This window comes from Nonomuraea composti, assembly GCF_012034275.1.
GTDB classification, from domain to species: domain Bacteria; phylum Actinomycetota; class Actinomycetes; order Streptosporangiales; family Streptosporangiaceae; genus Nonomuraea; species Nonomuraea composti.
In genome coordinates this window covers 56,580-81,562 of sequence record NZ_JAATEP010000051.1, presented here as the reverse complement: position 1 = coordinate 81,562, position 24,983 = coordinate 56,580, and the positions used below count along the sequence as shown (strand labels likewise).

20 protein-coding genes and 2 pseudogenes are annotated in these 24,983 nt (G+C 68.6%); 11 read left to right on the top strand and 11 right to left on the bottom strand.

Features of this window, described 5'->3' with window-relative positions:
• Positions 1 to 1,305, bottom strand: a 1,305-nt coding sequence (locus HCN51_RS45515; protein WP_206068639.1) for a HAMP domain-containing protein, incomplete at its 3' end; no start/stop codon positions are given.
• Between the two features lie 95 nt (positions 1,306 to 1,400).
• Between HCN51_RS45515 and HCN51_RS45510 the strand changes: the two genes are divergently transcribed.
• Positions 1,401 to 3,866 carry a SpoIIE family protein phosphatase gene (locus HCN51_RS45510; protein WP_168018143.1) on the top strand — a complete coding sequence of 822 codons (2,466 nt, stop codon included), beginning with the start codon at positions 1,401 to 1,403 and terminating at the stop codon, positions 3,864 to 3,866.
• On the opposite strand, the gene HCN51_RS45505 is transcribed toward HCN51_RS45510, so the two are convergent.
• From HCN51_RS45505 to HCN51_RS45495, 3 genes are all read right to left on the bottom strand, one after another.
• Positions 3,859 to 4,794: an aldose epimerase family protein gene (locus HCN51_RS45505; RefSeq protein WP_168018142.1), complete on the bottom strand. Its 936-nt coding sequence runs from the start codon at positions 4,792 to 4,794 to the stop codon at positions 3,859 to 3,861. The genes HCN51_RS45510 and HCN51_RS45505 overlap by 8 nt on opposite strands.
• Positions 4,791 to 5,753 (bottom strand): LacI family DNA-binding transcriptional regulator, encoded by a 963-nt coding sequence (locus HCN51_RS45500; protein ID WP_080042053.1) that lies wholly within the window; start codon positions 5,751 to 5,753, stop codon positions 4,791 to 4,793. The genes HCN51_RS45505 and HCN51_RS45500 overlap by 4 nt, the downstream gene beginning before the upstream one ends.
• A gap of 188 nt (positions 5,754 to 5,941) precedes the next feature.
• Positions 5,942 to 6,736, bottom strand: a complete 795-nt coding sequence (locus HCN51_RS45495; RefSeq protein ID WP_240973918.1) for an NAD-dependent epimerase/dehydratase family protein — start codon at positions 6,734 to 6,736, stop codon at positions 5,942 to 5,944.
• A 136-nt stretch (positions 6,737 to 6,872) separates the two neighbouring features.
• Here HCN51_RS45495 and HCN51_RS45490 point away from each other — a divergent pair, with 136 nt between their 5' ends.
• From HCN51_RS45490 to HCN51_RS45475, 4 genes are all read left to right on the top strand, one after another.
• Positions 6,873 to 8,183 (top strand): sugar ABC transporter substrate-binding protein, encoded by a 1,311-nt coding sequence (locus HCN51_RS45490; RefSeq protein ID WP_206068638.1) that lies wholly within the window; start codon positions 6,873 to 6,875, stop codon positions 8,181 to 8,183.
• Positions 8,180 to 9,109 (top strand): carbohydrate ABC transporter permease, encoded by a 930-nt coding sequence (locus HCN51_RS45485; protein WP_080042055.1) that lies wholly within the window; start codon positions 8,180 to 8,182, stop codon positions 9,107 to 9,109. Before HCN51_RS45490 ends, HCN51_RS45485 begins: the two co-directional genes overlap by 4 nt.
• Positions 9,106 to 9,966, top strand: coding sequence for a carbohydrate ABC transporter permease (locus HCN51_RS45480; RefSeq protein WP_168018141.1), 861 nt, complete (start codon positions 9,106 to 9,108; stop codon positions 9,964 to 9,966). The genes HCN51_RS45485 and HCN51_RS45480 overlap by 4 nt, the downstream gene beginning before the upstream one ends.
• A 68-nt stretch (positions 9,967 to 10,034) precedes the next feature.
• Positions 10,035 to 10,805, top strand: a complete 771-nt coding sequence (locus tag HCN51_RS45475) for an IclR family transcriptional regulator (protein WP_168018140.1) — start codon at positions 10,035 to 10,037, stop codon at positions 10,803 to 10,805.
• A gap of 226 nt (positions 10,806 to 11,031) precedes the next feature.
• On the opposite strand, the gene HCN51_RS61835 is transcribed toward HCN51_RS45475, so the two are convergent.
• The 3 genes from HCN51_RS61835 to HCN51_RS45470 all read right to left on the bottom strand — a co-directional run bounded on the left by HCN51_RS61835 (position 11,032) and on the right by HCN51_RS45470 (position 12,602).
• Positions 11,032 to 11,160: a hypothetical protein gene (locus HCN51_RS61835; protein WP_277350249.1), complete on the bottom strand. Its 129-nt coding sequence runs from the start codon at positions 11,158 to 11,160 to the stop codon at positions 11,032 to 11,034.
• Positions 11,161 to 11,224: 64 nt separating this feature from the next.
• Entirely contained in the window at positions 11,225 to 11,359 is a 135-nt protein-coding gene (locus HCN51_RS61830; protein WP_277350248.1) for a hypothetical protein, read from the bottom strand.
• 409 nt (positions 11,360 to 11,768) lie between these two features.
• Positions 11,769 to 12,602 carry an MmyB family transcriptional regulator gene (locus tag HCN51_RS45470; protein WP_206068637.1) on the bottom strand — a complete coding sequence of 278 codons (834 nt, stop codon included), beginning with the start codon at positions 12,600 to 12,602 and terminating at the stop codon, positions 11,769 to 11,771.
• A 116-nt stretch (positions 12,603 to 12,718) separates the two neighbouring features.
• Between HCN51_RS45470 and HCN51_RS45465 the strand changes: the two genes are divergently transcribed.
• Positions 12,719 to 13,465: an NADPH-dependent F420 reductase gene (locus HCN51_RS45465; protein WP_168018139.1), complete on the top strand. Its 747-nt coding sequence runs from the start codon at positions 12,719 to 12,721 to the stop codon at positions 13,463 to 13,465.
• A gap of 667 nt (positions 13,466 to 14,132) precedes the next feature.
• On the opposite strand, the gene HCN51_RS45460 is transcribed toward HCN51_RS45465, so the two are convergent.
• Complete coding sequence (locus HCN51_RS45460; protein ID WP_168018138.1) at positions 14,133 to 15,602, bottom strand: aldehyde dehydrogenase (NADP(+)); 1,470 nt, start codon at positions 15,600 to 15,602, stop codon at positions 14,133 to 14,135.
• A 103-nt stretch (positions 15,603 to 15,705) separates the two neighbouring features.
• On the opposite strand from HCN51_RS45460, the gene HCN51_RS45455 reads away from it, so the two are divergent.
• Together HCN51_RS45455 and HCN51_RS58535 are read left to right on the top strand one after the other, a co-directional pair.
• Entirely contained in the window at positions 15,706 to 16,962 is a 1,257-nt protein-coding gene (locus tag HCN51_RS45455; protein WP_168018137.1) for a glucarate dehydratase family protein, read from the top strand.
• Between the two features lie 829 nt (positions 16,963 to 17,791).
• A complete protein-coding gene (locus HCN51_RS58535) occupies positions 17,792 to 19,114 on the top strand; it encodes a hypothetical protein (protein ID WP_206068636.1) in 1,323 nt (440 codons plus the stop codon).
• Positions 19,115 to 19,194: 80 nt separating this feature from the next.
• Here the strand turns inward: HCN51_RS58535 and HCN51_RS63180 are convergent.
• Positions 19,195 to 19,624: pseudogene (locus HCN51_RS63180) on the bottom strand (IS982 family transposase); the annotation flags it as partial.
• Between the two features lie 446 nt (positions 19,625 to 20,070).
• Between HCN51_RS63180 and HCN51_RS45440 the strand changes: the two are divergent.
• Positions 20,071 to 20,568, top strand: a complete 498-nt coding sequence (locus HCN51_RS45440; RefSeq protein WP_168018136.1) for a DUF402 domain-containing protein — start codon at positions 20,071 to 20,073, stop codon at positions 20,566 to 20,568.
• Positions 20,569 to 20,623: 55 nt separating this feature from the next.
• Here the strand turns inward: HCN51_RS45440 and HCN51_RS45435 are convergent, their stop codons facing one another.
• The gene (locus tag HCN51_RS45435) at positions 20,624 to 21,265 is read right to left on the bottom strand and encodes a response regulator (protein ID WP_168018135.1); all 642 of its coding nucleotides are present in this window, start codon (positions 21,263 to 21,265) and stop codon (positions 20,624 to 20,626) included.
• On the bottom strand, positions 21,262 to 23,355 hold the full coding sequence (locus HCN51_RS45430; protein ID WP_168018134.1) for a histidine kinase: 2,094 nt from the start codon (positions 23,353 to 23,355) through the stop codon (positions 21,262 to 21,264). Before HCN51_RS45430 ends, HCN51_RS45435 begins: the two co-directional genes overlap by 4 nt.
• A gap of 112 nt (positions 23,356 to 23,467) precedes the next feature.
• Here HCN51_RS45430 and HCN51_RS45425 point away from each other — a divergent pair.
• Both HCN51_RS45425 and HCN51_RS45420 read left to right on the top strand, forming a co-directional pair.
• A pseudogene (locus HCN51_RS45425) lies at positions 23,468 to 24,121 on the top strand (ABC transporter ATP-binding protein); the annotation flags it as partial.
• 62 nt (positions 24,122 to 24,183) lie between these two features.
• Positions 24,184 to 24,948, top strand: a complete 765-nt coding sequence (locus HCN51_RS45420; protein ID WP_168018132.1) for an ABC-2 transporter permease — start codon at positions 24,184 to 24,186, stop codon at positions 24,946 to 24,948.
• Positions 24,949 to 24,983 lie beyond the last annotated feature (35 nt).

Below are 24,983 nucleotides of genomic sequence, written 5' to 3'. Positions count from 1 at the left end.
CGCCGACAGCTGGCCCACCATCGTGTTGACGGTGTCCTTGAGCTGCAGGATCTCGCCCTTGACGTCCACGCTGATCTTGCGGCTGAGGTCTCCCTGGGCGACGGCGGTGGCGACCTGGGCGATGTCGCGTACCTGCTCGGTGAGGTTGGAGGCCATGAAGTTGACGTTGTCGGTCAGGTCCTTCCACACCCCCGACACCCCGCGCACCTGCGCCTGGCCGCCCAGCCGCCCCTCCGTGCCCACCTCGCGGGCCACCCGCGTCACCTCGTCGGCGAACGCCGACAACTGGCCCACCATCGTGTTGATCGTGTCTTTGAGCTGCAGGATCTCGCCGCGCGCGTCGACCGTGATCTTCTTCGACAGGTCGCCGTTGGCCACCGCCGTCGTCACCTGCGCGATCGAGCGGACCTGGGTGGTGAGGTTGGAGGCCATGAAGTTGACGTTGTCGGTGAGGTCCTTCCACGTGCCCAGCACGCCCTTGACCTCGGCCCGGCCGCCGAGCTGGCCCTCGGTGCCGACCTCGCGCGCCACCCTGGTCACCTCACTGGCGAACGACGAGAGCTGGTCCACCATCGTGTTGACGGTCAGCTTCAGCTCCAGCAGCTCGCCAGTGGCCTCCACCGTCACCTGCCGGGTCAGGTCGCCCCTGGCCACGGCCGTGGTGACGACCGCGATGTCGCGCACCTGCGCGGTCAGCCGGGCGGCCATGGCGTTGACCGCCTCCGTCACGTCGCGCCAGCTCCCCGACATGCCCTGCACCTTCGCCCGGCCGCCGAGCCGCCCCTCGGTGCCGACCTCGCGCGCCACCCTCGTCACCTCGCCGGAGAACAGCGCGAGCTGGTCCACCATCCGGTTGACCGCCTTGCCCATGAGGCGCAGCCCCCCGCGCAGCGGCCGGTCGTCCTCCTGGAGGTCCACCCGCTTCGACAGGTCGCCGTCGGCGACCGCGTTGAGCACCCTCGTGGCCTTGGCCGCCGGGATCACGAGCGCGTCGATGAGGGTGTTGACGGCCGCGACGTTGACCGCCCAGCTCCCCGTGCCGGGGCTGGGGCTGAGCCGCTCGTCGAGCCGCCCCCGCCTGGCCACCTCGGTGCGCAGCCGGGTCAGCTCGTTCGACAGGTGCTCGTTGCGGTCGACGACCTGGTTGAACGTGATCGCCAGCTCGGCGAGGAACGGATCGTCGGGCGGGTCGAGCCGGCTGCGGAAGTTGCCGTCACGCAACCCCTGCAGGGCCACGAGCAGCGGGCGGAGCTCCGCGGGGTGGAGCGATCCAGGGGTGTACGGGGTGTCCAACTGCGCGACCATGGCGGCCTTCTTCACAACTGGAGGTATCAACGGCATCAGTCTGCCACTCTGAGAGTGACCGAACTGCCACATCGAGTGATGTTCTAGGACGCAGAGTGGACACGACCAGGGTGTCGAGCACGGCCTTCGACGGCACTCCCCATGCACCGGCGCACGCGCGCAAGTTCGTCCGCCAGGTGCTCGGCGAATGGCGCCTGAGCCATCTCACCGAGGACGCCGTACTGTTGACCAGCGAACTCGTCACGAACGCCGTGGTGCACGCGGGCACCGGCGTCGAGCTGACCTGCCGCCTGGACGTCGATGCCAGCCCGCCGAAACTCGAGATCGAGGTCGAGGACCACCATCCCTCGCGCACCCTGCCGGCCGGCGAGCCCGCTCCGGCGGAAGACGGCGCGCTGGCCACCTCCGGCCGCGGGCTGGCGCTGGCCGGGATGCTGGCCGACGCCTGGGGCGTCACCTACACCAAGACGAGCAAGCGCGTGTGGATCCGCATGGAGCTCGGCGAGGGCTGCGACATGCAGGACCACGTGTCGTGCCCGCCCTGCCTGGTGCCCGGCCCCGTCGCGCCGCCCCTGGAGACCCTGCACCTCGGCGTGGTGATCTGCGACCTCGACGGGGTGGTCGAGTCGTGGAACCCCGAGGCGGAGGAGCTGCTCGGCTGGCCGCGCGAGCAGGTCGTCGGGCGCTCGCTCAAGGAGCTGGTGGCCTGGCGCGGCCACGGCCCGTACGCGCTGTCGCTGACCGACACGCTCGGCCTGGGCCGCTGGCGGGGCGAGGCCAGGATGCGGCACCGCGACGGCACGCTCGTCCCCGTCTACGTCTCCCAGCTGCGTGCCCGCGGGCACGCCGGCGAACGCCGGGCGATCTGGATGATCGTCGCCAGCGAGCACCGCTTCGTGCTGACGCCGCCGTCGGCGCCGCTGCGCAGGGAGGCGGGCCGGCGCATCAAGGACCTGCTCGACCGGGACATGCCGTTCACGGAGCTGCTGGCCACGATCGCCCAGATCGTCCAGGTGTCCAGCGGGGGCGACGCCGCGTACGTGCTGCTCGGCACCGAGGACGGCGACCGGTTCGGCGTGGCGGCGGGCGTCGGCGCCACGGCGGGGCTGGTGGGGGTGCTGGCCACCGGCGTGTTCGGCGCCGACAGGAAATCGCCCACGATGATCGAGGACCTGCTGGCCGGCGACGTCGAGCTGGCCCAGCAGCTGCGGGCCAGGTCCCTGGCGTGCGCGCCGCTGCTCGTCGGCGGCGAGGTGGTCGGCTTCCTCGTGGTCACCGACGGCCGTCCCTGCCGCTTCGACCAGGAGCTGACGGTCAGCCTGCAGCACATCGCCGACCAGGTGGCGGTGACCGTCCAGCGCGAGCGGCTGGCCGAGCAGGAGCGGGCGCACCGGGGGCGCCTGTCGTTCCTGGCCGAGGCGGGCGAGCTGCTCGCGGGCGTGCACGACGAGGAGCTGATCGCGGCGCTGACCGCGCAGCTCGTGGTGCCCAAGATCGCCACCTGGGCGGCCGTCTACCTCACCGACCTGGCCGGCATGACCAGGCTCGCCCACGTCTGGCACAGCGAGGAGCGGCACAACGCCGACCTGCGCAAGTCGCTGCCCTCCATCCCGCGCACGGCGCTGACCGAGGTGAGCTGGCCGGTCGGCCCGGAGAGCGTGCTGGCCTTCCCGCTGCTCACCCAGGGCAGGTCGCACGGCGCGCTGGTGATCGGCCGCGCCGAGCCGACGCTGCCGCTGGAGCTGGCCGACCTGCTGTCGGACCTGTGCCGGCTGGTGGCTCTCAACCTGCACACCGCCATGCTCTACACCCGCCAGGCCACCACCTCGCGGGTGCTGCAGCGCAGCCTGCTGCCCATGCGGGTGGCGCCCATGCCGGGCCTGGAGTCCGCCGTGGTCTACGAGCCGGCCGAGGAGGGCGCCGACGTCGGCGGCGACTTCTACGACCTGTTCACGGTGGCCGACCACTGGTGCTTCGCGCTGGGCGACGTGTGCGGCAGCGGCCCCGAGGCCGCCGCCGTCACGGGGCTGGCCCGGCACGCCGTACGCCTGCTCGCCAAGGAGCACTACACCGTGGCCGACATCTTCGACCGGCTCAACCACGCCCTGCTGGAAGAGGGCGAGGAAGGCAGGTTCCTCAGCCTGCTGTGCGGGGAGCTGACCCCGCTCCCGCAGGGCGGCGCGCTGTGCACGATCGCCTCGGCCGGCCACCCGCCGCCCCTGCTGCTGCGCCCCGACGGCGTGGTCAGGCCCGTGGCCACGCCGCAGCTGCTGCTCGGCATCGAGTCCGGCGCCCGCTTCTACGTGGAGTCGTTCGAGCTCGCGCCGGAGGAGGTGCTGCTGTGCGTCACCGACGGCGTGACCGAGCGGCGCAACGGCGACCGGCTGCTCGACGACGGCGACGGGCTCGCGGAGCTGCTGTCCGGCTGCACGGGGCTGAGCGCCCACGCCGTGGCCGAACGGGTGCGGCACGCGGTCGACACCTTCGCCAAGGAGCCGTCGCAGGACGACGTGGCCCTGCTGGTGATCAAGGCCAACGCCGCCCTGCGGAAGGTCAGATGAACCGGTACGTGGTCGTGGAGGTGCGCCGCTCACCGGGGCGCAGCACCGTCGAGGGGAACTGCGGCTGGTTCGGCGAGTCGGGGTAGTGCTGCGTCTCCAGGCACAGCCCCGCGAACGGCCCGTACGGCGTCGCCTCCCCGTCGAGCATGCCGCCGGCGTAGAACTGCACGCCCGGCTCCGTGGTCGTGACCTCCATCGTCAGGTCGCCGGCCGTCACCTTGACCGCGCCGCCGTCCAGCACGAAGCAGTGGTCGTAGGCGCCGTCGTAACGCTCGCCCACCGCGTGCGGCTCGGTGAAGTCGAACGGCGTGCCCTTGACCGGCGCCGCCTCGCCCGTGGGAATCTTGTCGTCGTCCACCGGCAGGTAGTGCCCGGCGTCCATCTGGACGACGTGGTCGAGCACGTCGCCGCCGCCCTTGAGGTTGAAGTAGGAGTGGTTGGTCAGGTTGACCACCGTCGGCGCGTCGCTCTCCATGGCATAGTCGATGCGCAGGGCGTCGTCGGCCAGCGTGTACGTGACCGAGGCCGTCAGCGTGCCGGGGAAGCCCTGGTCGCCGTCGGGGCTGGTGAGCGTCAGCGTCACCGACGAGTCGCCGCGCTCGGTGATCGTCCAGATCTTGCTGTCGAAGCCCTCGGTGCCGCCGTGCAGGCAGTTGGGGCCGTTGTTGGCCGGCAGGGTGAACTCGACCCCGTCGAGGGTGAAGCGGGCGTTCGCGATGCGGTTGCCGTACCTGCCGACGACGGCGCCGAAGTAGCGGCTGCGGGTGCGGTAGTCGTCGAGCGTGTCCAGCCCGAGCACGACGTTGACCCCGGACACCTCCAGCGTGCGGATGATGGCGCCGTAGCTGAGCACCTCGGCGCGCAGCCGTCCTGACGACAGCTCCACGCTCTCGACCTGCTGGCCCGATGGCAGCGTTCCGAAGATCATGTTTGGGCCCTTCCCGTGGACTCGCGGACAATGAGGGCGGTGTCGAGGGTCACGGTCGCGCCCTCGCCTCCCGACTGCAGCAGCAGATCGACGGCCATCCTGCCAGCTTGCACGGCCGGCATGGCAACCGTGGTCAGCTTGGGCCGGTTGAGCCGGCCCGGCAGGATGTCGTCGAACCCGATCACACTTATCTGGTCCGGTACCCCGATCTCCATCGCCGCCAGCCCCTCGATGAGGCCGAGCGCGACGAGATCGTTGTAGGCGAGCACCGCCGTAGCGCCGCACGCGGCCACCTCGGGCGCCACGGCCAGGCCGCCGGCCTCCGTCGGCTGGTTGGGGCCGAAGAAGACCAGGTCGAGGCCGGCCGCCTCGGCGGCCACGCCCTGCATCTCGTTGCTCGTCCACGAGCCGATCGGCCCCGACACGAGCGCGATGCGGCGATGGCCGAGCCCGGCCAGGTGGTCGAGGGCGAGCCTGGCGCCCTGAGCGACGTTCATGAGCACGGCCGGCATGCCCTTGATGCGCCGGTTGACCACCACGAACGGCACGTCCTCCGCCAGGCGCTCGATCATCTTGTTCGACAGGCGCGGGCTGCACAGCAGAACGCCGTCCACCTGCTTGGTGAGCGTCCTGATCAGCTCCTCCTCCACCCGCGGGTCCTCGTCGGTGTCGGCCACGAACACGTGGTAGTCCCGCCCCCTGGCCTGCGACTGCGCGGCCTTGATCAAGGGCGGGAAGAACGGGTTGGAGATGTCGGCCACGATCAGGCCCATGTTGAACGTGCGCCCGGTCGTCAGTGCCCTGGCCGCGCGGTTGGGCCGGTAGCCGAGGTCGTCGGCGGCGGCCAGCACCCGGCTCCTGGTGGCAGGATTGACCAGGTGCGGCGCGGAGAAGGTACGGGACACGGTCGACACGTGGACGCCGCAGGCGCGCGCCACGTCCTTGATCGTCGCCGCCATGGCCGCCTCCCTTGCAAACGGTTGCCAGACTAAACCTTGACCTTTAGGGGTGGTGTCGTCAAGGTTCTTGCAACCGGTTGCTACGCCGCGCCGCTGTTTCCGCAGCGTACGGCCCTCAGCTCGGGGCGGGCCTCAGGTCGGGGTGGCCCTCAGGTCGGGGCAGCCCTCAGGTCGGGGCGGCCCTCAGCTCACCACTTCCCGCCCAGTTCGTTGAGCGTGAAGACGCCGCCCGCGCGGTCGTGCAGCGGCTCCGACAGGTCCGGCTCGCCCTGCTCGGCGATGAGCGCGGCGGCGAACGGCTCGGAGGAGTCGCGCGAGACGTACCCGATGGCCTTGGCCTCCTCCAGCGACCACCACCGGCGCGGGCTGTCCGACACGCCCCACACGACGTGGTAGCCGGTGGCGCTCAGCCCGGCCTCGACCATGCTGGTCAGGTCGTCGGCGGAGATCCAGGTGGCCAGCCCGCGCGTGTCGGCCGGCCCCTCGTTGCAGGTGCCGAGCCTGATCACGGTGATGTTCATGCCGAACCGGTCGTGGTAGAGGCTGCCGAGCGCCTCCATGACGACCTTGCTGACGCCGTAGAAGGTGTCGGGGCGGGGGAAGGCGTAGTCGGGCAGGTCGGAGCCGTCCTCGGGGCGGGTGTGAAAGCCGGCCGCGTGGTGGCTGCCCATCAGCACGAGGTGCCGGACGCCTTCCTTGCGCGCGGCCTCCAGCAGCACCTGGGTGCCGTTGATGTTGGCGTGCACGATGTCGTCCCAGGGATGCTCGCGGCTCTGGCCGCCCAGGTGCAGCACGGCGTCCACGCCCTTCGTCGCCTCGGCCATGGCGCCGGCGTCGGCCAGGTCGGCCGTCACCCACTCCTCGCCCGGCCCCGGCTCGACCGGGTGGATGTCGGAAAGGCGCAGCGTACGGCCCTCCTGCGCGAGACGCGGGCGCAGCAGCGTCCCGACTTTTCCAGAGGCCCCTGTCATGAGAATGCGCATGCCTCCATGGTGTACACGAATCTGGGCGACTTTCACATACTTGAATATTGACCGTGAGCCACGCCACTGGTTACGTTCGCAGGCACACATCCAAGTCTTCGACTCACGTCCATGTATGTGAACAGGAGGCGGTCTGATGTCACGTCGTCTGCTGGGAGTCGCGATCACCGCGACTCTGGCCGTTGGACTGACAGGCTGCGGTTCCGGTGGATCATCAGGTTCGGACAACACTCTGGAGATCTGGATCAGGCAGGCGCCCGATTCCGACTCCGCCAAGACCGCCAAGAAGCTCGCTGACGCCTTTACCAAGGCCAGCGGCGTGAAAACGAAAGTCGTGGCCCTTTTCGACGACTTCGAGACCAAACTCAATCAGCAGGCGGCGCAGAGACAACTGCCCGACATCGTCATCAACGACACCGCCCAGCTCGGCAACATGCACACCCAGGGCTGGCTGCAGGAAGTCGACAAGGCCTCGCTGAAGGGCGGCGACCAGCTCGCCGAGACCGCGTGGAAGGCCGCCGCGGGCGGCGACGGCAAGTACTACGCCGCCCCGTTCTCCGCCCAGGCGTTCGCGCTGATCGTGCGCAAGGACTGGCGCGAGAAAGTCAAGATGGAGCCCCCCACCACCTGGGAGGATCTGCAGAAACTGGCCGTCGCGTTCACCGAGCAGGACCCCGACGGCAACGGGAAGAAGGACACCGCCGGCTTCGTCGCCCCCGCCGGCACCAAGCGCGGCTACGCCTCCTGGTACGCCTCCTCGCTCATCTACGCCAACGGCGGCGACTTCATCAAGGCCACCGGCAACGGCAAGTACGCCGCCACCGTCAACGACCCCAAGACCGTCGAGGCCGTGCAGTACCTCCAGGACCAGTTCTGCAAGACCAAGACCGTCAACCCCGGCGCCGTCAGCAACGACACCACCGTCACGCACGAGGTGTTCGAGAAGGGGCAGGGCGGCATCTACCTGGTCGGCCCGTACGTGCTGGCCCGCTTCGTCAACAGCATCGGCTCCGACAAGATCGAGGTGCTGCCCGTGCCGAAGGGCCCGTCCGGCGGCCCCGGCACCCTCGGCGAGGGCGAGAACGTCTACCTCATGGCCGGCTCCCAGAACAAGGACGCGCAGAAGAAGTTCGCCGAGTTCGCCATCTCGCCGGACGGCCAGAAGATCGGCATGAACAAGGACGCCAACGGCGCCATCGTCCGCCTGCCCGTGAACACCACGGTGGACATGGCGGCCGAGCGGCAGGACCCGCGCTGGAAGGTGTTCCAGGAGTCGTACGCGCACGCCGTCTACGCCCCGCCCGTGCCCAACTGGGCGCCGATCCGCCAGACCTCCGCCGACACCATCAACGCGGTCTGGGCCGACTGCACCGCCGACGTCAAGACGGCGATGGATGAGCTCAACACCAAGCTCACCCAGGAACTGCAGAGCCAGAAAGCGTCATGACCTCCACCCTCGCCCCGGCGCCCCGCCGGACGGCGACCCCCGGCCACCCACCGCGCTCGGTGCGGTGGCGGGGGCCGCTGATCGCCTGGCTGTTCCTGGCGCCCGCGCTGCTGCTCTTCCTGTACTTCAAGTTCATCCCCATGTTCGTGGGGTTGTGGAAGAGCCTGTTCAAGGTCCAGACGTTCCTCGGTGACGAGTGGGTCGGTCTCCAGAACTACCAGACGATCATCTCCGACTCCGAGTTCGGGGCCGCCATCTGGCACAGTGTCGTCCTGGCCCTGGGCACCACCATCGGCTCCATCGTGCTCGGCCTCGTCCTGGCCCTGCTCATCGAGGGCCCCGCCCGCTACCTGTGGTTCGTCAGGACCGCGGCCTTCCTGCCCGTCGTCACCACCATGGCGGCGGTGGCCGAGGTGTGGCGGATCATGTTCCACCCCGCCGACAGCGGCATGCTCAACATCGTCATCGGCTGGCTCGGCATCGACGCGCAGCCGTGGCTGGCCAGCGAGCACTCCTCGCTGTGGTCGATCATGCTGATGAGCATCTGGCGCGGGACGCCGTACGACATGATGATCTTCCTGGCCGGGCTGGTCGGCGTCGACCGCTCCCTGTACGAGGCCGCCGCCGTGGACGGCGCCTCGACCTGGCGGCGGCTGCGGCACATCACGCTGCCCGCGCTGCGGCCCGTGTTCTGGATCCTGTTCACGCTGGCCGCCATCCGGGGCCTGCGGGTGTTCGTCGAGGTGTACGTGCTCACGAACGGCGGGCCCAACGGGTCGTCCGAGGTGCTGATGACCCTGATCTACAAGCTCGGGTTCCAGAAGAACGAGCTGGGGGTCGCCTCGGCGGGCGGCATCGTGTTGTTCCTGGCCACGCTGGTGCTCACGGTGATCGTGCAGGTGATGCGGAGGAGGCAGGCATCATGAGGTTCGACAGCGCCCTGGGCCTGGAGTCACGCCGCGGCCCGGTGGCGACCACCGGAAAGATCATCATTTATACCCTCATGGTGGTCGTCTTCACCGGCCCGTTGATCGGCCTGCTCATCAGCGCCTTCAACAAGACCCTCGACCCCACCTCCTTCTCCCTCTGGCCGGACGAGTTCACCCTCGAGAACTTCGTCCAGGCCAAGGACAAGAACGTCTACCTCTACCTCCTCAACTCCTTCATCGTCGTGGGCTTCGGCCTGCTCCTGCAGGTGCTGGTGAGCGTCTTCGCGGCGTACTCGCTGGCCCGCAAGAAGTTCCGCGGCATGACGTTCGTGCTGCTGCTCATGCTCACCACGATGATGCTCCCCGAGGAGATCATCGCGATCCCCCTCTCCCTCGTCCTCGCCGACCTGCCGCTGCTGCACCTCAACCTCATCGGCACGTACGCCGGCATGATCCTGCCCGTCGGAGCCTGGGGCTTCTCGATCCTCGTGATGACGGAGTTCATGAAGGAGGTGCCGGTCGAGCTGGAGGAGGCGGCCCGCATCGACGGGGCCGGCGAGCTGCGCATCTTCGCCACCATCATCGTGCCGCTGTGCCGCCCGGCCCTCGGCGTGATCGGCGTCTTCGGCTTCACGATGATCTGGGACCAGTACCTGCTCCCGCTGATCGTCGCGCCGGAGTCGGACATGTGGACGCTGCCCATCGCGCTACGCTCGCTGCGGTCGGACGAGGAGGTCGGCATCGGCGTGCTGCTGGCGGCCTCGCTGCTGGCGCTGCTGCCGTCGATCATCGCGTTCCTGGCGTTCCAGCGGCAGTTCATGCGCGGTCTGACCAGCGGTGCGGTCAAGGGTTAGTCGTCCACGTATCTGGACGGTATCCCATATCCTGGATCTTTGAAGCCGCCGAAGGATTACTAGATGGGATGAGCATGGAGCAGCCCCCGCTGGTCAAGTCCGCGGAGCGGACCGTACGCATCCTGGAGACGCTCGCCGAGTCGCACGACCACCTCACCCTCTCGGAGCTCCAGCAACGGACCGGCTTTCCCCGCAGCAGCCTGCACGCCCTCATGCGCACACTGGTCGAGCTCAACTGGGTGGAGACCGACTCCGCCCGGTCGGCGTTCGGCATCGGGCCGCACGCGTTGCTGACCGGCACCGCGTACCTCGACAAGGACCCCGCGCTCCCCTTCGCCCAGGACTGCCTGGAAGACCTCCGGGACGAGATCGGGCAGACCGTGCACTTCGCCCGCCGCGACGGCGCCCACGTCCTCTATCTGGCCACCAGGGAGTCACGCGAGGCCGACCACATCATCCCCCGCGTCGGCCGACGGCTGCCCGCCCACGTCACCGCGCTCGGCCAGGTCCTGCTCGCCCAGCTCACCGACGACGAGGTCATCGCCCTGCTGCCCTCGCCGCTGACCCCGCTCACCGACCACACGATCACCGACCTGGCCAAGCTGACCGGCGAGCTCGACCAGGTCCGTACCCGAGGATGGTCGTACGAGAGGGAGCAGGGGACGCTGGGGGTGGCGTGCGTGGCCGTCGCGGTCGACTACCGCATCCCCGCCACCGACGCGATCAGCTGCTCCATGCCCGCCGCCCTCCCGCCGGGCGAGGTCGAGCAGATCACTGAAGCGGTCATCAAACACACCAGGAAGCTGGCCGCCACACTTCGGCGGGAAGGGATCCGCTAGGCAGAGGTCGTTGATGCGGCTGGACGGCGTCCCCATCCTTCCCGTCCGGCCGTAGCGGTGCGGCTGCCATGTCTGTCACGAGGCCGCCGCCACCACCTCCGGCCCCGGCACCTGCATCATCACCGCACCACCACCACCGCACCCGCAGCGCGCCATCACCACATCGCCGCCTCCACCGGCACCGCCGTTACCACGGGCACCGCCGTTACCACCGCCACCGCCACCATCACCACACCCGCACCCCCACCCGCACCCGCACCCGCTCCGGCAGCGGCACCGGCACCGGCACCGCATCATCACCATGGGCACGGCCGTTCCCACCGCCGCCGCCCACGCACGCCATTACCACCTGCATCGCCACCGCACCATCAGCGCACCGGCACCACATCACCGCAGACCACCAGCGCACCGGCGCCGCATCACCGCACCGCCACCACCATCCGCACCGCGTTACCACCGCCGTCGCCTTCGCCGACCCCGCACCCGCTCCGGCACAGCATCACCACCACCGGCACGGCCGTTCCCACCGCCATCACCGGCACGGCCCTTCCCACCGCCACCACCTGCGCACCGCCATTGCCATCCGCATCGCCACCGCACCACCATCAGCGCACCGGCATTACCACCCGCATGCCGCCGCACCGGCCACCGCCAGCCGCACCACGACCGCCGACCGCACCACCACCGCCGGCCCGACCGCCGCCCTCGCCAACCCCGCTCATCCGGCACCCCTATCCTCACCGTCGCCCTCGCCGACCCCAACGCCTCCATCGTCGCCGTCGGCCCTCTACCGGCCGCCTGAATTTCTCGCCCGCGCCCCCACACCCCCGCTCATCCAGGGGGTGCCGGCGCCGCTCACTCAGGCACCAGGCACCTTCCTTCGTGCCCGCTGCAGCAAGGCCCCTCTGGCGGCTTCCCCTACGCCTGAGAGCCTCCGCGCCTACGCTTGAGAGTCGATACCGCCTACACCGGCCAACCCGCGAGCTTCCGCAACGCCTCCTCGGACACGGACCCCGGCTCGGCGGCGAACAGATCCAGCCCGTAACACGACGGCTCTTCAGGAAGCTTGACCAGCTCCCCATGAAGCGTCAGCTCACCCACAACGGGGTGATGCAGCACGTACACCCGGGACCTGACCCGAGCGACAGGCTGCTCCGCCCACAAACGAGCGAACTCCGCACTCAGCTCCCGCATGTGATCGATGTGCGCCACCAGCCCGGCATCCCCGCGATACCTTCCCAGCAGAACGCGCAAATGCCCCACATGCTCACGAGCCGCCCCCTCCCAGCCGCCCCGATACAGCTCGCGGAAATACCCCTCGGTGAACAGCAGGTGCGAGAGCGTACGACGACTCTCAGGCAGCGCGGAGAAGTCACCGAACACCTTCACCGCCAGCCGGTTCCAGCCGACGATCTGCGTGTGCCGCCCCACGATCAGCGCCGGCGTCATCACGAACGACCGCAGCAGATACTCCACACTTTGCGGCACCACCCCGCTCTCCGGCGCCGCACAAGGCGACGGCCGCCGCGCGATCCGATGCAGGTAGGCCAGCTCATCACCGTCCAGCCGCAGCGCCGCCCCCACAGCGTCCAGGATCTCGTCGGAAACGCTGTCCGCTTTGCCCTGCTCCAGCCGCGTGTAATGAGCGACACTCACCCCCGCCAGCCGCGCCAGCTCCTCCCGCCGCAACCCCGCGACCCGCCGCATCCCACCGTAGTCGAGCATCCCGACATCTTCGGGACGCAGCCGCGCCCGCCGCGACTTCAGGAACTCACGCAACTCGGCCCGCTCATCCACGCGCCAACCCTACGTCCGGGTGATCACCCCGTGAGTACGCACACCAGGGCCCTGGCCGAGCACCCGAAACCCCCGCAAGCTGTCCCCCATAATCGTGCGACCGAATTGGATCAACCATGCCCCGAACCCTCGGCCTCATCGGCAGCGGCCTGATCGGCTCTTCCCTCGCCCGCCTCGCCATCGCAGCCGGCCTCGAGATCGTCCTCAGCAACTCAAGATCCCCGGAAACCCTCGCCGACCTCGTCGCGGACCTGGGCGAACACGCCAGAGCAGCCACTCCCGCACAAGCAGCGCACGCCGCGGACCTGGTGGTAGCGGCCATCCCCCTCAAGGCCTACCACCATCTCCCCGCCCAGGCCCTGGCCGGCAAGACGGTGCTGGACCCGTCGAACTATTACCCCGAGCGAGACGGCCACCTGCCCGCACTCGACACGGGCGACCTGACCTCCAGCGCCCTCCTGCAGCGCCACCTCAAGGCTTCACGCGTCGTGAAGGCGTTCAACACCATCACCCCCCACCAGCTGATCACCCTCGCGCGCCCCGCCGGCGCCTCCGACCGCAGCGCCCTCCCCATAGCCGGCGACCACCCAGCCGCCAAGGCAGAGGCGGCCGACCTGCTGGACCTCCTCGGCTACGACACGCTCGACATCGGCCCCCTCACCGACAGCTGGCGCATCGAACCGAACACTCCCGCCTACATCCAGCCCTACCTCGGCGAGGTGCCCGCCATGAACGTGGAGGACTTCCTCCGCTGGACGTTCCAGACCCCCGGCCAGCCCGTCCCCAGAACCCAGCTCCACAAGCTCGTCGAAACCGCCGTCCGCCTACCGGCAGGCGAAGCCCGACTCCCCCACGACGACTGACCCTGAACCCCGTGTGACGCCCTCACCCCTGAGGACGCCACTCCAGTAACCGAATCAGCCACGCAGGACGGCACCCCCGTACCAGGACAATCACCCCGGCCAGGAACAGGACCAGAGCACCCTCACCCAGGCGCCACCGACCCGATGCGCGGCAACCGATCAACCCACCCCACCACCGCGGCATCCCGCGACCCCACACCACCACCGCGCCATCACGGGACCCGGGGATCCCGCACCACCGCGCCATCACGGAATCCCGGGATCCCGCACCACCGCGCCATCACGGAATCCCGGGATCCCGCACCACTGCGACATCACGGGACCACGCACCACCACGGCACACGCGGCCCCGCCCCACCATGGCGACATTCCAACCCCCACCACCACGGCGCCACCGAGCACCATCGCAGGACCACGGACCACGGGACCATGCACCATCGCAGGACCACGGACCACGGGACCATGCACCATCGCAGGACCACGGACCACGGGACCATGCACCATCGCAGGACCACGGATCACCACGGGACCATGCACCACTACGGCACCCGAAGCCCCCTCACCGCCACGGCACCCGCGGCCCCGCACCAGCATCACGGCAGCACGGAACCTCCGCACCACCAGACCGGCGAACACCCCAGCCGGGATGAACCCCTCACTCAGTCACTCACACCTGCAACCGACCATCCACCCGCTGCGGAACGGACAGCGGGTTCGAGTCCTTGAGCTCGTCGGGCAGCAGTTCCTCAGGCCAGTCCTGGTACGCGGTCGGCGCCAGCCACCGCCCGATCGCCGTGGCCCCGACGGAGGTGTAGCTGGTCGTGGCGGCAGGCCAGGGCCCGCCGTGGTGCATGGCCCAGCACACGGCCACCCCGGTCGGCCATCCGTTCCAGATGAGCCGCCCGGCCTTCTTGCCCAGCACCTCGGCGACCTCGCCGGCCTCGCCGGGCTCGGTGCCGTGGATGGTCGCCGTCAGCGACCCTTCGAGCTGTTCGAGCACCGGCCGCAGGTCGGAGACGTTCCGGTAGGTCACGACGATCGAGGCGGGCCCGAAGCACTCCTCACCGATCTGCGGCAGCTTCGAGGCGAACGTCTCGAGGTCGGCGGTGAACACCTTGGGCGTGACCGCGAGGCTGCCCTCTCCGGGCTTGCCCTCAGCCAGCAGCTGCAGCTGCCCCAGCCGCTCGACGCCGCCGAGGTAACCGTCCCTGATGCGCTCGGCGAGCATGGGGCCGCCGCTGGTGCCTTCGACGGCCTCCACGAGCGCCTTGCGCAGTTCGTCCCCTTCAGGCACGAACATGAGGCCGGGGTTGGTGCAGAACTGCCCGACTCCGAGCGTCAGCGAGGCGGCGAACCCGCCGGCCACCTCCTTCACGGGCGCGGACGGCAGCACGACCACGGGGTTGACGCTGCCGAGCTCGCCGTAGAACGGGATCGGCACCTCCCGCTCGTCGATCAGCTTCTGGATCGCCTTGCCGCCGGCCACGGACCCGGTGAACCCGGCCGCCACGACGCTCGGGTGCTGCACGAGGTCGGCGCCGGCCTGCATGCCCTGGACGAGGCCGAGCAGGTCGGGGTAGGGCAGCGCCTCCCGGACGATCTTCGCCACGCGCTCGGACGTGTTGGGGTGCCCGGGGTGCGCCTTGACGACGACAGGGCAGCCGGCGGCGAGCGCGGAGGCGGTGTCACCTCCGGCCACGGAGAACGCGAACGGGAAGTTGCTCGCGGCGAACACGGCCACGACGCCTTGGAGGGCGTGTTTCATGCGGCGCACGTCCGGCCTGGGCGGCGTGAGCGAAGGGTCAGCGTGATCGATGATGGCTTCCAGGTAACCGCCGTCCCTGATCACTTCGGCGAAGAGCCTGAACTGGCCCGCGGTGCGCGCGACCTCGCCGCGCAGCCGTACCTCGCCGAGCGCGGTCTCCTGGTCGGCGAGCTGCCACAGCTCGTCCACGTGCGCACTCAGCGCGTCGGCGACGGCCTCCAGCGCGATGGCCCGCTCGGCGGCCGGGGTCGCCCGCCAGGCCGCCCCGGCGGCGGCCGCGGCAGAGACGATCAAGTCGACCCCGGCGGTGTCGGTCTCGGGCAGGGCGGCGCCCACGGTCTCGCCGGTCCTGGGGTCGTGTCCGTAGATCATCGAATGGCCCTTCGGAGTCTTGACACTTCTTCAATCTGATTCTTACAGTTGCGGCTACTTGTCCACAAATCTGGCTATCGTTCACATATATGGACGGCACGCGATGATCATCAGGCAGATCCACGTCACACCCGTAGCCTTCCGGGATCCGCCGCTCCTGAACGCCGCCGGAGTCCACGAGCCTTGGGCCCTCCGTACCATTGTCGAGGTCGTCACCGACGAAGGTCTGACCGGGCTGGGTGAGACCTACGGCGATCTCGAACACCTCGGCAAGGTCCGCGAAACCGCGCAGGCCCTGATCGGCCTCGACGTCCACGCCCTGAACACGATGTACGCCCGGATCGCCGCGATCGTCGGCGGCACCGTGCACGACCTGCACGGCCTCACCGGCGCCGCCACCGCGGAGAAGAGCATCGACCGCGTCTTCTCCCCCTTCGAGGTGGCTTGCCTGGACATTCGCGGCAAGGCGGCAGGCGTCCCGGTTTCCGACCTCCTCGGCGGCAAGGTCAGGGACGCCGTCCCGTACAGCGCGTACCTGTTCTACAAATGGGCCGGCCACCCGGGCGAGGACCCGGACAGGTTCGGCTCCGCCCTCGACGAAGCCGGCATCGTCGAGCAGGCACGCCTCCTGATCAACGAGTACGGGTTCCAGTCGATCAAGCTCAAGGGCGGCGTCTACCCGCCCGACCAGGAGATCGCCGCGATCCGCGCCCTGCACGAGGCGTTCCCCGACACCCCGCTCCGCCTCGACCCGAACGCCGCCTGGTCGATCGCCACCTCGATCCGCGTGGGCAGGGAGCTCGACGGCATCCTCCAATACCTGGAGGACCCGACGTCCGGCATCGACGGCATGGCGGAGGTGGCGGCCTCCGTCCCCATGCCGCTCGCCACGAACATGTGCGTCGTCACCCCCGAACACTTCCCGCCGGCGATGGCCTCCCGCGCCATCGGCGTCCTCCTCCTGGACCACCACTACTGGGGCGGTCTCGTACGTTCGTCGCGCATCGCCGCCATGTGCGACACCTTCGGCCTGGGCATGTCGATGCACTCCAACTCCCACCTCGGCATCAGCCTGGCCGCCATGACCCACCTCGGCGCCGCCACCCCGAACCTCACGTTCGCCTGCGACACCCACACCCCCTGGCAGGACGGCCAGGACGTGATCCAGCCCGGCGCCCTCCGCTTCGTGAACGGCGCCGTCCCCGTCCCCACCGCGCCCGGCCTGGGCGTGGAGCTCGACAGGGACGCGCTGGCGGTGATGAACGAGCAGTACGAGAAGTGCGGGATCAGCTCGCGGGACGACACGTCGTACATGCAACGCTTCGACCCCTCCTTCTCTCCGCAGAAACCCCGCTGGTGAACCCACTCCCTCCCCAGAGGCACCACTGGCGAACCCCGGCTCCTCTCCGGGAGAAGTTCCGTCGGCGAACACAGCCCCCTCCCCAAGGGAAACCCCGCTGGCGAACGCTGCCCCCTTCCCCTGAAGAAGCCCCGCTAGCGAACCTCGACCCGCTCCCGGGCAAAACCCGCTGGCGAACACCGCCTCCTCCTCGCGAGAAACCCCGCTAGCGAATGCGGCCCCCTCCCCTGAAGAAGCCCCGCTGGCGCACGCTGGCCCCTTCCCCAGAAGAAGCAAACCGGCGAACACCGACTCCTCCCAGGAGAAACCCCGTTAGCGAACACCGGCACTCCCCCGCGGAGAAACCCACCGCGAACACCGCCCAAAAGCCACACAACAAGCCCCGCCACAAGCCCCACCCCGCCGAGCCCCAAGCTCCACCTCGCCCGCGAACCCCGGGCTCCCACCTCACCCGAACCCCGTCCCTGAGCCCGCCCGAACTCCGAGCCCAAGCCCCACCTCGCCCGAACCCCGAGCCCCAACCCGCCCGAACCTCAAGCCCAACCCCACCTCGCCCGAACCCCGAGCCCCAACCCGCCCGAACCTCAAGCCCAATCCCACCGAGCCCCAAGCCCCAACCCGCCTGACCGCTAACGACAACCGGCCGGAAGACTTACCTCGAACGTCAACGTGACAACCCGCTGGCGAATGCCCGCGAAACGAACCAACCCGCTGGCGAACGCCCGCGACGCGAGCTATCTCGCGGTGACCGCCCGCGGGAGGCGAGCCATCTCGCTCGTGAATGCCCGCGAACTGCCCCACTGATGACCGTCGGCAAGGAGACCCGTTGATGAACGTCGCCTACCTCTACCCCTGGGACGTGGTCGGAGACCCATCAGCCCCCGGCCGCCTGGCCGACCTCGGCGTGCAAACGGTCGCCCTGGCAGCCATGTATCACTCGACGAGGGCAGCCACGCCGTACCACCCGGCCCACCGCGTCCTCGACGTGCCATACCCGGCTTTCTACCTCCCGATCCGCCCGTCGTCCTGGTCCCGCCTGGTCCCCGCGACCCCCACGTGGACCTCTGCCGACGCCTACCTCCAGGCCAGGGACGCCCTGAAGGCGGTCGGCCTCCAGGTACACGCCTGGACCGTCCTCACGCACAACTCGCATCTGGGCTCGGCTCACCCCGACCTGGTCGTACGCAACGCATTCGGCGACCCGTACCCGTACGCCCTGTGCCCGGCCCACGAGGACGTCATCGAGTACTGCGAGCACCTGGTTCAGGAGATCCTCGAGGTAGCCGAGCCCGACGGCCTGATCCTGGAGGCCTGCGGCCCCATGGGCTTCGGTCACCAATCTGTCCACGAGAAGACATCTGGCGCAGACTGGACCCCCGCGGACATCGACCTACTCTCCCTCTGCTTCTGCACAAGCTGCGCCCCCCTCTATCCAGAGCCAACAAGAGCCACAGTCCGCGCCGCCATAGACGCCACCACCGCCACAACGACCACGCCTGCCACCACCCCCGCACCCAGCACAACCGACACCACTGCCTCCACCACCATGAACGACGCCATGGGTGCAAGGGATATAAGGAACATAAGCGACATCACACCCTCGACACCCACTACACCCTCGACAGCCTCAACGGCCTCAACTGCCGCGGAGAGCACCCCACCCACGACCGCCATGAACGGCACCAACCCCGCAACCATCGAAGACGCTCTCGGCTCTCTCGCCAACGAGGTACGCGCCATCCGTGTAGCCCAGTCGGCAACCCTCCGCCGCCGCCTGATCGCCGTCGCCAGAAGAACGGCCCCCAACGTCCCCATCACCCTCCACGCCAACCCGGACCCCTGGGCAACCGGCGCCTTCGCCCCCCTCCCGGAAGGCGAGCCGCAGGCAGACGTCCTAGTGGCCAACTGCTGGGGCGATCCCACCACGGACGCCGCCCGCCTAGCCCACTTGAAAACCCTCGCCATCCCTGACCAGCGAATCGGCGCCTACGTCCTGGCCCTCCCACCCCGCCCCGCCGACCCCGAGGTCCTGGCCGACCAGCTGAGGACATACGCCAAGGCCGGCGCCACGGAATTTCACCTGTACCACGCAGGTCTCGCCTCCCCCCATCGCCTGTCCGCCCTCGCCCAGGCCCTCCGCCTCCACGCTTGAGCCCACCGGGGCCGGCGACAAGCCCGGCCCCGCCTTCCCCCACCCCCTAGATGATCGAGTTCAAGGGGGTCTGGGTGCTGTCAGTGGTCATAGTGGCTCAGTGATCTCTTGATCGGTTGGCCGGTGTCGTCCCTAGTCCAGATCGCCGCAACCAGGGCCAGAATCTTGACAAAGATGCGGACTGTGACGCCGACCGGGGCACGACCGCCGTATCGTTCGAGATCGAGCCGGTCCTTCAAAGTCTGGTTGATCGACTGGATGGTCTAGCGCAACGGCTTGACCAGATGCGCGCTGGGCCGTTCGACCTCGCTGCTGCGGCCCGAGCACAGCAGCCTGACACCTCCTTCGACCAGTTCCCACTCGAATCCACAACCGTAGTACTGCCGACGGCGATGATCGTTTGCTCCGAACGCTCGCCAGCATCCGGAGTGCGGTGGCCAGCAGGCTCAGCAACACCTGACGTTCGTCGGCCTCGGCGCCGCTCAGCGCGAACAGCACCGACAGCCCGCCAGGCCACCCCGGTCCCGGCGTCACCGACAGCCCGCCAGGCCACCGGTCCCGGCGTCACCGACACCCTGCTCCGCCACGCCACGTCACACCCGGCCATAGGGGTAAGCAAATGGGGAATCACTCCGGTCTGCGGGATGTCACCTCGCGGCGCACTGTGGCCGCCTGTTCAGCGCTGTTCGCCCAGGTAAGCCCACGAAGAGACTGCTGATCCACTCTCCGCGAAACACCACCCCGACGGAACACCGTCCCGAGGGAACATATCCCGCTCCCCCGACAGGCCAGCCACCTCATCCCCGAGGTATGCCTCCACCTCTTTTCCCTCGGCACGACACCGTCCCCAATCCCCCTCCCATCTGCACCACCGCCGGCGAGCACTGCCAAACTGGACGTCCTCCATCACCAACAACTGCGTGTGACGACCATCGACTACGGAAAGGTCTCTTCATATGACCGATATGCGAATCGTCTACAGGAAGTACGGCGGCGCATTGCATTGGAATCATCCAGCTCGTCTCCTGGGTGAGGACGAGCACGGCGTCTGGACCGAAGTCCCCGGTGGGACGGTGGCCAGGAAGGGCGAAGGCCCACCTGTCACGTGGGAGACAACCGCGATCATGCTGTTTCCCAGAGACGCCTGGTGGACAGCGTCCTTCAACACTCCGCCCCACAAAAGCGAAATCTATGTCGACGTCACTACCATCCCGGAATGGAAAGACGGCGAGGTCACCATGCTCGATCTCGACCTGGACGTCATCCGCATGAGAGACGGTCGCCTCATCCTCGACGATGTAGACGAATTCGCAGAGCACCAAGTTCTACTGAACTACCCACGCGAGCTGATCACTCAAGCAGAGGAAACTGCACACTGGCTACTAGATGCAGTAGGCGAAAGAAGAGGCCCGTTCGGCGGTGCACACTTGGATTGGCTCGCAAAAACTTTCTGAATACAACAACTACTCTAACACAGAATCGATCAGTATCCCAATTAAGCCGACACCATCACGCGGTAGCTGACACCAGCCCGCTCTCGTACGCCACAATAACAAGCTGCGCCCGGTCCCGGGCCTCCAGCTTGGCCAGCAGCCGCGTGATGTGCGTTTTCACCGTGGCGAGGCTCAACTGCAGATGCGCAGCGATCTCGCGATTGGACAGCCCTCGCGCGATCAACAACAACACATCTTGCTCCCGCTCCGTGACACCATTCAACCTTTTCGCCCGAGGCAGAACGGGAGCACGCGTAAACTCTTCGATCAATCTACGCGTGACCGTAGGCGCCAGCAGCGCCTCTCCTGCGGCGACCACTCGTACGGCAGCCAGCAGATCGGCAGGCGGAGTATCTTTCAGCAAAAACCCACTGGCCCCTGCCCGGAGCGCATCATAAACATAAGCGTCGAGGTCGAACATCGTCACCACGAGAACCCGAGCAACATCCTTGATACGACGCGTGGCCTCGATCCCGTCCATACCCGGCATGCGCACATCCATGAGCACCACATCCGGCCGCCGTTCCAGCACGACGTCAATGGCCTCAGCCCCGGTCGCCGCCTCCCCTACCACCTCCAAATCAGGCTCGGAATCGATCAGCACCTTGAAGCTCCCCCTGAGCAACGCCTGATCGTCGGCGATGACCACCCGAATCACGAAACCTCCTCATAGGGCAACTTCGCGAACACTCGAAACCCTCGCCCGGGCAGACTCCCCGCTTCAAACACCCCGCCATACATCATGACCCGCTCACGCATACCGATCAGGCCATGCCCAGGCCCCTCACCCGGCGCCGCACGCTGCCCCGCTCCGTCACCAGACGTCCGCCACCCCGCCCCATCAGCAGATGTTCGCCATCCCGGCCCTTCAGCAGATGTTCGCCACCCTGCCCCATCACCCGGCATTCGCCGGCCCGCCCCATCACCGGCCATCCGCCGACCTGACCCACCAGCGGACGTACGCCGCCCCGGCCCATCATCGACCACCTCAATCCGTACCTCCTCAGCATCCAACGCCACGACCACACTGCAGCGAGTCGGCGCCGCATGCTTGACCACATTGGTCAGCGCCTCCTGCACAATGCGATGAACCGCCAACCCCACACCATCAGGCAACCGTGCCCATGCTTCGGCCTCCCCTTCGGACCCCGTCACACCTGCTCCCGACACCGCATCCCCTAGCGACCTTCCCCCTTCTCGCAAAGCTTCCGGCCTTCCCTGCGCCGTAACACCTGGCAAGGCCCGCGCGCTCCCCCGCGCCGCACCACTCCGCAAGGCCTCCACGCCACCCCGCGCCATACCGCCCGGCGCCATGCCACCCCGCATAGCCGCCACGCCCTCCCGTGACGCGCCACCGCGCAAGGCCTCGGTACTACCGCGCGCCGCACCATCGGGCACAGCCTCCACACCACCCTGCACTGTGCCACCTTGCAAAGTCTCCGCACCGCCCTGCGTCACGCCACCACACGGAGCCCTGACGCCTCCTCGCACCGTGCCGCCCTGGAGGACCTCCGCCTCCCTCAGCGTCAGCTCGGTTTGCGTGACCTGTGCCTCCAACCCATGTGACGCGGCCTCTCCCCGTGCTGCCGCCACTCGCCCTTGTGCCATCCCCTCTCGCAAGGCTTCCGCCCGCTCCGGCACCGCATCGCCCGAGAAGACCTCCACCTCCCCCGGCACTGCGCCACTTGCACAAGTGTCCGCCTGCCCCGGTGCGGTGCCCGGACAAGCGTCCACCTGCCCCCTTGCGGTGCTTCCTGGAACGGCGTACATCTGCCCCAGCGCACCATCGCGCGCGACCTCTATCGGGCCCGTCGCTGATGCGTGGCGGAGAACTTCCGCTTCTTGCCTTGTCGCTGCCTCCTGCGGCATGGACCCAACCCTGCCCTCATCGCCGCTCTCGACGTGGAGCTCGAACTCCACCTCGACTCCCGCCAGCCGAGTCTGCCTGATCAAGCCCTCAAGGCCCGCCAGACCGGGCGTGGGAACCCGGTCGGGTGCGGCAGTCGACCTGAGCACCCCCAGCAGGTGCCGCATCTCGACCAGCGCGCTCCGGCTGGCGGTCTCGATCACCCGCAAGGCGTCGTGGGCCTCCTCAGGCCTGGTGGCCATGACATGGTTGGCGACCCCGGCCTTGACCGCGATCAGCCCTACGCTGTGCGTGACCACGTCATGCAGCTCGCGAGCGATCCTCAGCCGCTCCTCCGCCACGGCCTGCGCCGCCAGCCGCTCGGCGTCACGTGCGGCATAGGATCTGCGCTCCTGTACGGCCCGACCGATCGTCCACGCTCCGCCTAACGCGGCGATCCCCAAGAGCGGCTGGTCGAGATGCACGAGCCAGTCTGGGGCACGGTCGCGGGGCGTACCTGCCACTGTCACGCTCACGATGGTCATCAAGCTCACCACCGCGATGGCCGACGATGGGACTGCCGCGCCGAGCCTGTCGGACAGCGCGACGATGTACAAGGCGTACGCGGGTGCGAGGTACACGAGCCCCGCCGCGCCCATCAGGGCCGCGAAGATGGCGAGCACCAGCGTGAAGCAGAAGACGGGCAGCGGCCAGAACCTGCGCATCGCCAGCGGCAGGCCCAGCCCGAGAGGAAGGGCGAGTCGCATCCATGGCGCCAGCGCCTCCACATGGACGGTGACGGTGAAGAAGGTGAACGCCGCGCACACGCCCGCCACCGCATCGAGCATGACCAACTGGCGGCGGCTCATGCGCCTGGCGAAGAAGGGGTGCGTCTCGTTCACGCGTTGAACCGTAGCCGCTGGCGTGGGCTGCGCACGTCAACCCAGGGTCTGACCTTGAAGTTCCAACCGTGGTCCGACGCGATGCCGCCCCGCCACCCCGCATCCTTACGGCGTGATCGAACTTCACCGCCTCACCAAGCGCTACGGCTCCACACTCGCTGTGGACGCCCTCTCCTTCACGGTCGAGCCGGGCCATGTGACTGGGTTTCTCGGTCCCAATGGCGCCGGCAAGTCCACCACGATGCGCCTGATCCTCGGCCTTGACGCGCCGACGTCCGGCCAGGCACTGGTCAACGGCCGTCGCTACACCTCGCTACGCCGGCCGATGCGGGAGGTAGGGGCGCTCCTGGACGCGAGCGCCGTCCACGGCGGCCGCAGCGCCTACAATCACCTGCTCTGCCTGGCCCGCACCAACGGCATCGGTCCTGCCCGTGTCGCCGAGGTGCTCGACCAGGTCGGGCTGGCCACCGTGGCACGCAGGCGGGTGGGCGGATTCTCCCTCGGCATGAAGCAACGGCTCGGCATCGCGGCGGCGTTGCTCGGCGACCCCGGCATCTTGATGTTCGACGAGCCGGTCAACGGTCTCGACCCCGACGGCGTGCGCTGGATCCGCGACCTTATGCGCTCGCTGGCCGCGGAGGGCCGGACGATCCTGCTCTCCAGCCATCTCATGAGCGAGATGGCTCTCACCGCCGAGCGCATCGTGATCGTCGGCCGAGGCAGGCTCATCGCCGAAGCCACCCTCGCGGAGCTGACCACCCACTATCCATCCCTCGAAGACGCGTACATGGCCTTGACCGCAGACAGCGTGCAGTACGGAGCGGTCCGATGAAGGCGGTCCTCTCGTCCGAATGGCTCAAGCTCCGCTCAGTGACCTCCACCTACCACGCGGTCGGCGCGGCGGCGCTGACGGTGGCCCTCGGCATCGCCTGGACGCTCTACGTCTGCGCCCTCGCCGACGAGCGCGGCACGCTCCGCGCAGCCGCCCCCGAACAGGGTTTCCTGCCACTCGTCCAGATGAGCCTGGCGGTCCTCGGGGTACTGGCGATCACTTCCGAGTACGCCACGGGCATGATCCGCACCAGCCTTGTCACCGTCCCGAACCGCAGCACCTTATTCCTGGCCAAGGCGGCAATCGTCGGCATGACCACTTTCGTGGCCGCGCACGCGATCCTCCTGCTCACCTATGCAACGAGCCGCCAGATCGCGAGCGGCCGTCACCTGGGCTTCAACGAGGTCTCCTTCAGCCACGACCTGCCTACGCTGCTCGCCTCCGGCATGTCGGTGACCGCGCTGGCGCTGGTGGGCCTCGGTCTGGGCGCCGCCATGCGATCCACAGCGGGCGCCGTCATGTCCGTCGTCACCCTTCTGTTCGTCCTACCCGGCATCGCCACTTACCTGCCACCCCCATGGAACACCCGCATCTCCACGATTCTCCTGCCGAGCCTCGTCCCCCAAATAGCAGGCCAACGACTCTCCTCCCGCTTGGGAGACGGCTTCCTGGCCCCCTGGGCGGCCCTCACCGTGCTTCTCGCCTACCCGCTCGTCGCTCTCGCCATCGGCTACTACCAACTCAAGCGGAAAGACGCATGACCGTACGGGCTCTTAGATCTCAAATCCACGCCGGC

What these genes read in the sequence shown, in the direction of transcription:
- HCN51_RS45480 (WP_168018141.1), top strand. Translation starts at nt 9,106, where the DNA reads ATGAGGTTCGACAGCGCCCTGGGCCTGGAGTCACGCCGCGGCCCGGTG.
- HCN51_RS45475 (WP_168018140.1), top strand. Translation starts at nt 10,035, where the DNA reads ATGAGCATGGAGCAGCCCCCGCTGGTCAAGTCCGCGGAGCGGACCGTA.
- HCN51_RS45490 (WP_206068638.1), top strand. Translation starts at nt 6,873, where the DNA reads ATGTCACGTCGTCTGCTGGGAGTCGCGATCACCGCGACTCTGGCCGTT.
- HCN51_RS45420 (WP_168018132.1), top strand. Translation starts at nt 24,184, where the DNA reads ATGAAGGCGGTCCTCTCGTCCGAATGGCTCAAGCTCCGCTCAGTGACC.
- HCN51_RS45440 (WP_168018136.1), top strand. Translation starts at nt 20,071, where the DNA reads ATGACCGATATGCGAATCGTCTACAGGAAGTACGGCGGCGCATTGCAT.
- HCN51_RS45500 (WP_080042053.1), bottom strand. Translation starts at nt 5,753, where the DNA reads ATGGCGGCGACGATCAAGGACGTGGCGCGCGCCTGCGGCGTCCACGTG.
- HCN51_RS58535 (WP_206068636.1), top strand. Translation starts at nt 17,792, where the DNA reads ATGAACGTCGCCTACCTCTACCCCTGGGACGTGGTCGGAGACCCATCA.
- HCN51_RS45505 (WP_168018142.1), bottom strand. Translation starts at nt 4,794, where the DNA reads ATGATCTTCGGAACGCTGCCATCGGGCCAGCAGGTCGAGAGCGTGGAG.
- HCN51_RS45460 (WP_168018138.1), bottom strand. Translation starts at nt 15,602, where the DNA reads ATGATCTACGGACACGACCCCAGGACCGGCGAGACCGTGGGCGCCGCC.
- HCN51_RS45495 (WP_240973918.1), bottom strand. Translation starts at nt 6,736, where the DNA reads ATGCGCATTCTCATGACAGGGGCCTCTGGAAAAGTCGGGACGCTGCTG.
- HCN51_RS61835 (WP_277350249.1), bottom strand. Translation starts at nt 11,160, where the DNA reads ATGCAGGTGGTAATGGCGTGCGTGGGCGGCGGCGGTGGGAACGGCCGT.
- HCN51_RS45455 (WP_168018137.1), top strand. Translation starts at nt 15,706, where the DNA reads ATGATCATCAGGCAGATCCACGTCACACCCGTAGCCTTCCGGGATCCG.
- HCN51_RS45465 (WP_168018139.1), top strand. Translation starts at nt 12,719, where the DNA reads ATGCCCCGAACCCTCGGCCTCATCGGCAGCGGCCTGATCGGCTCTTCC.
- HCN51_RS45485 (WP_080042055.1), top strand. Translation starts at nt 8,180, where the DNA reads ATGACCTCCACCCTCGCCCCGGCGCCCCGCCGGACGGCGACCCCCGGC.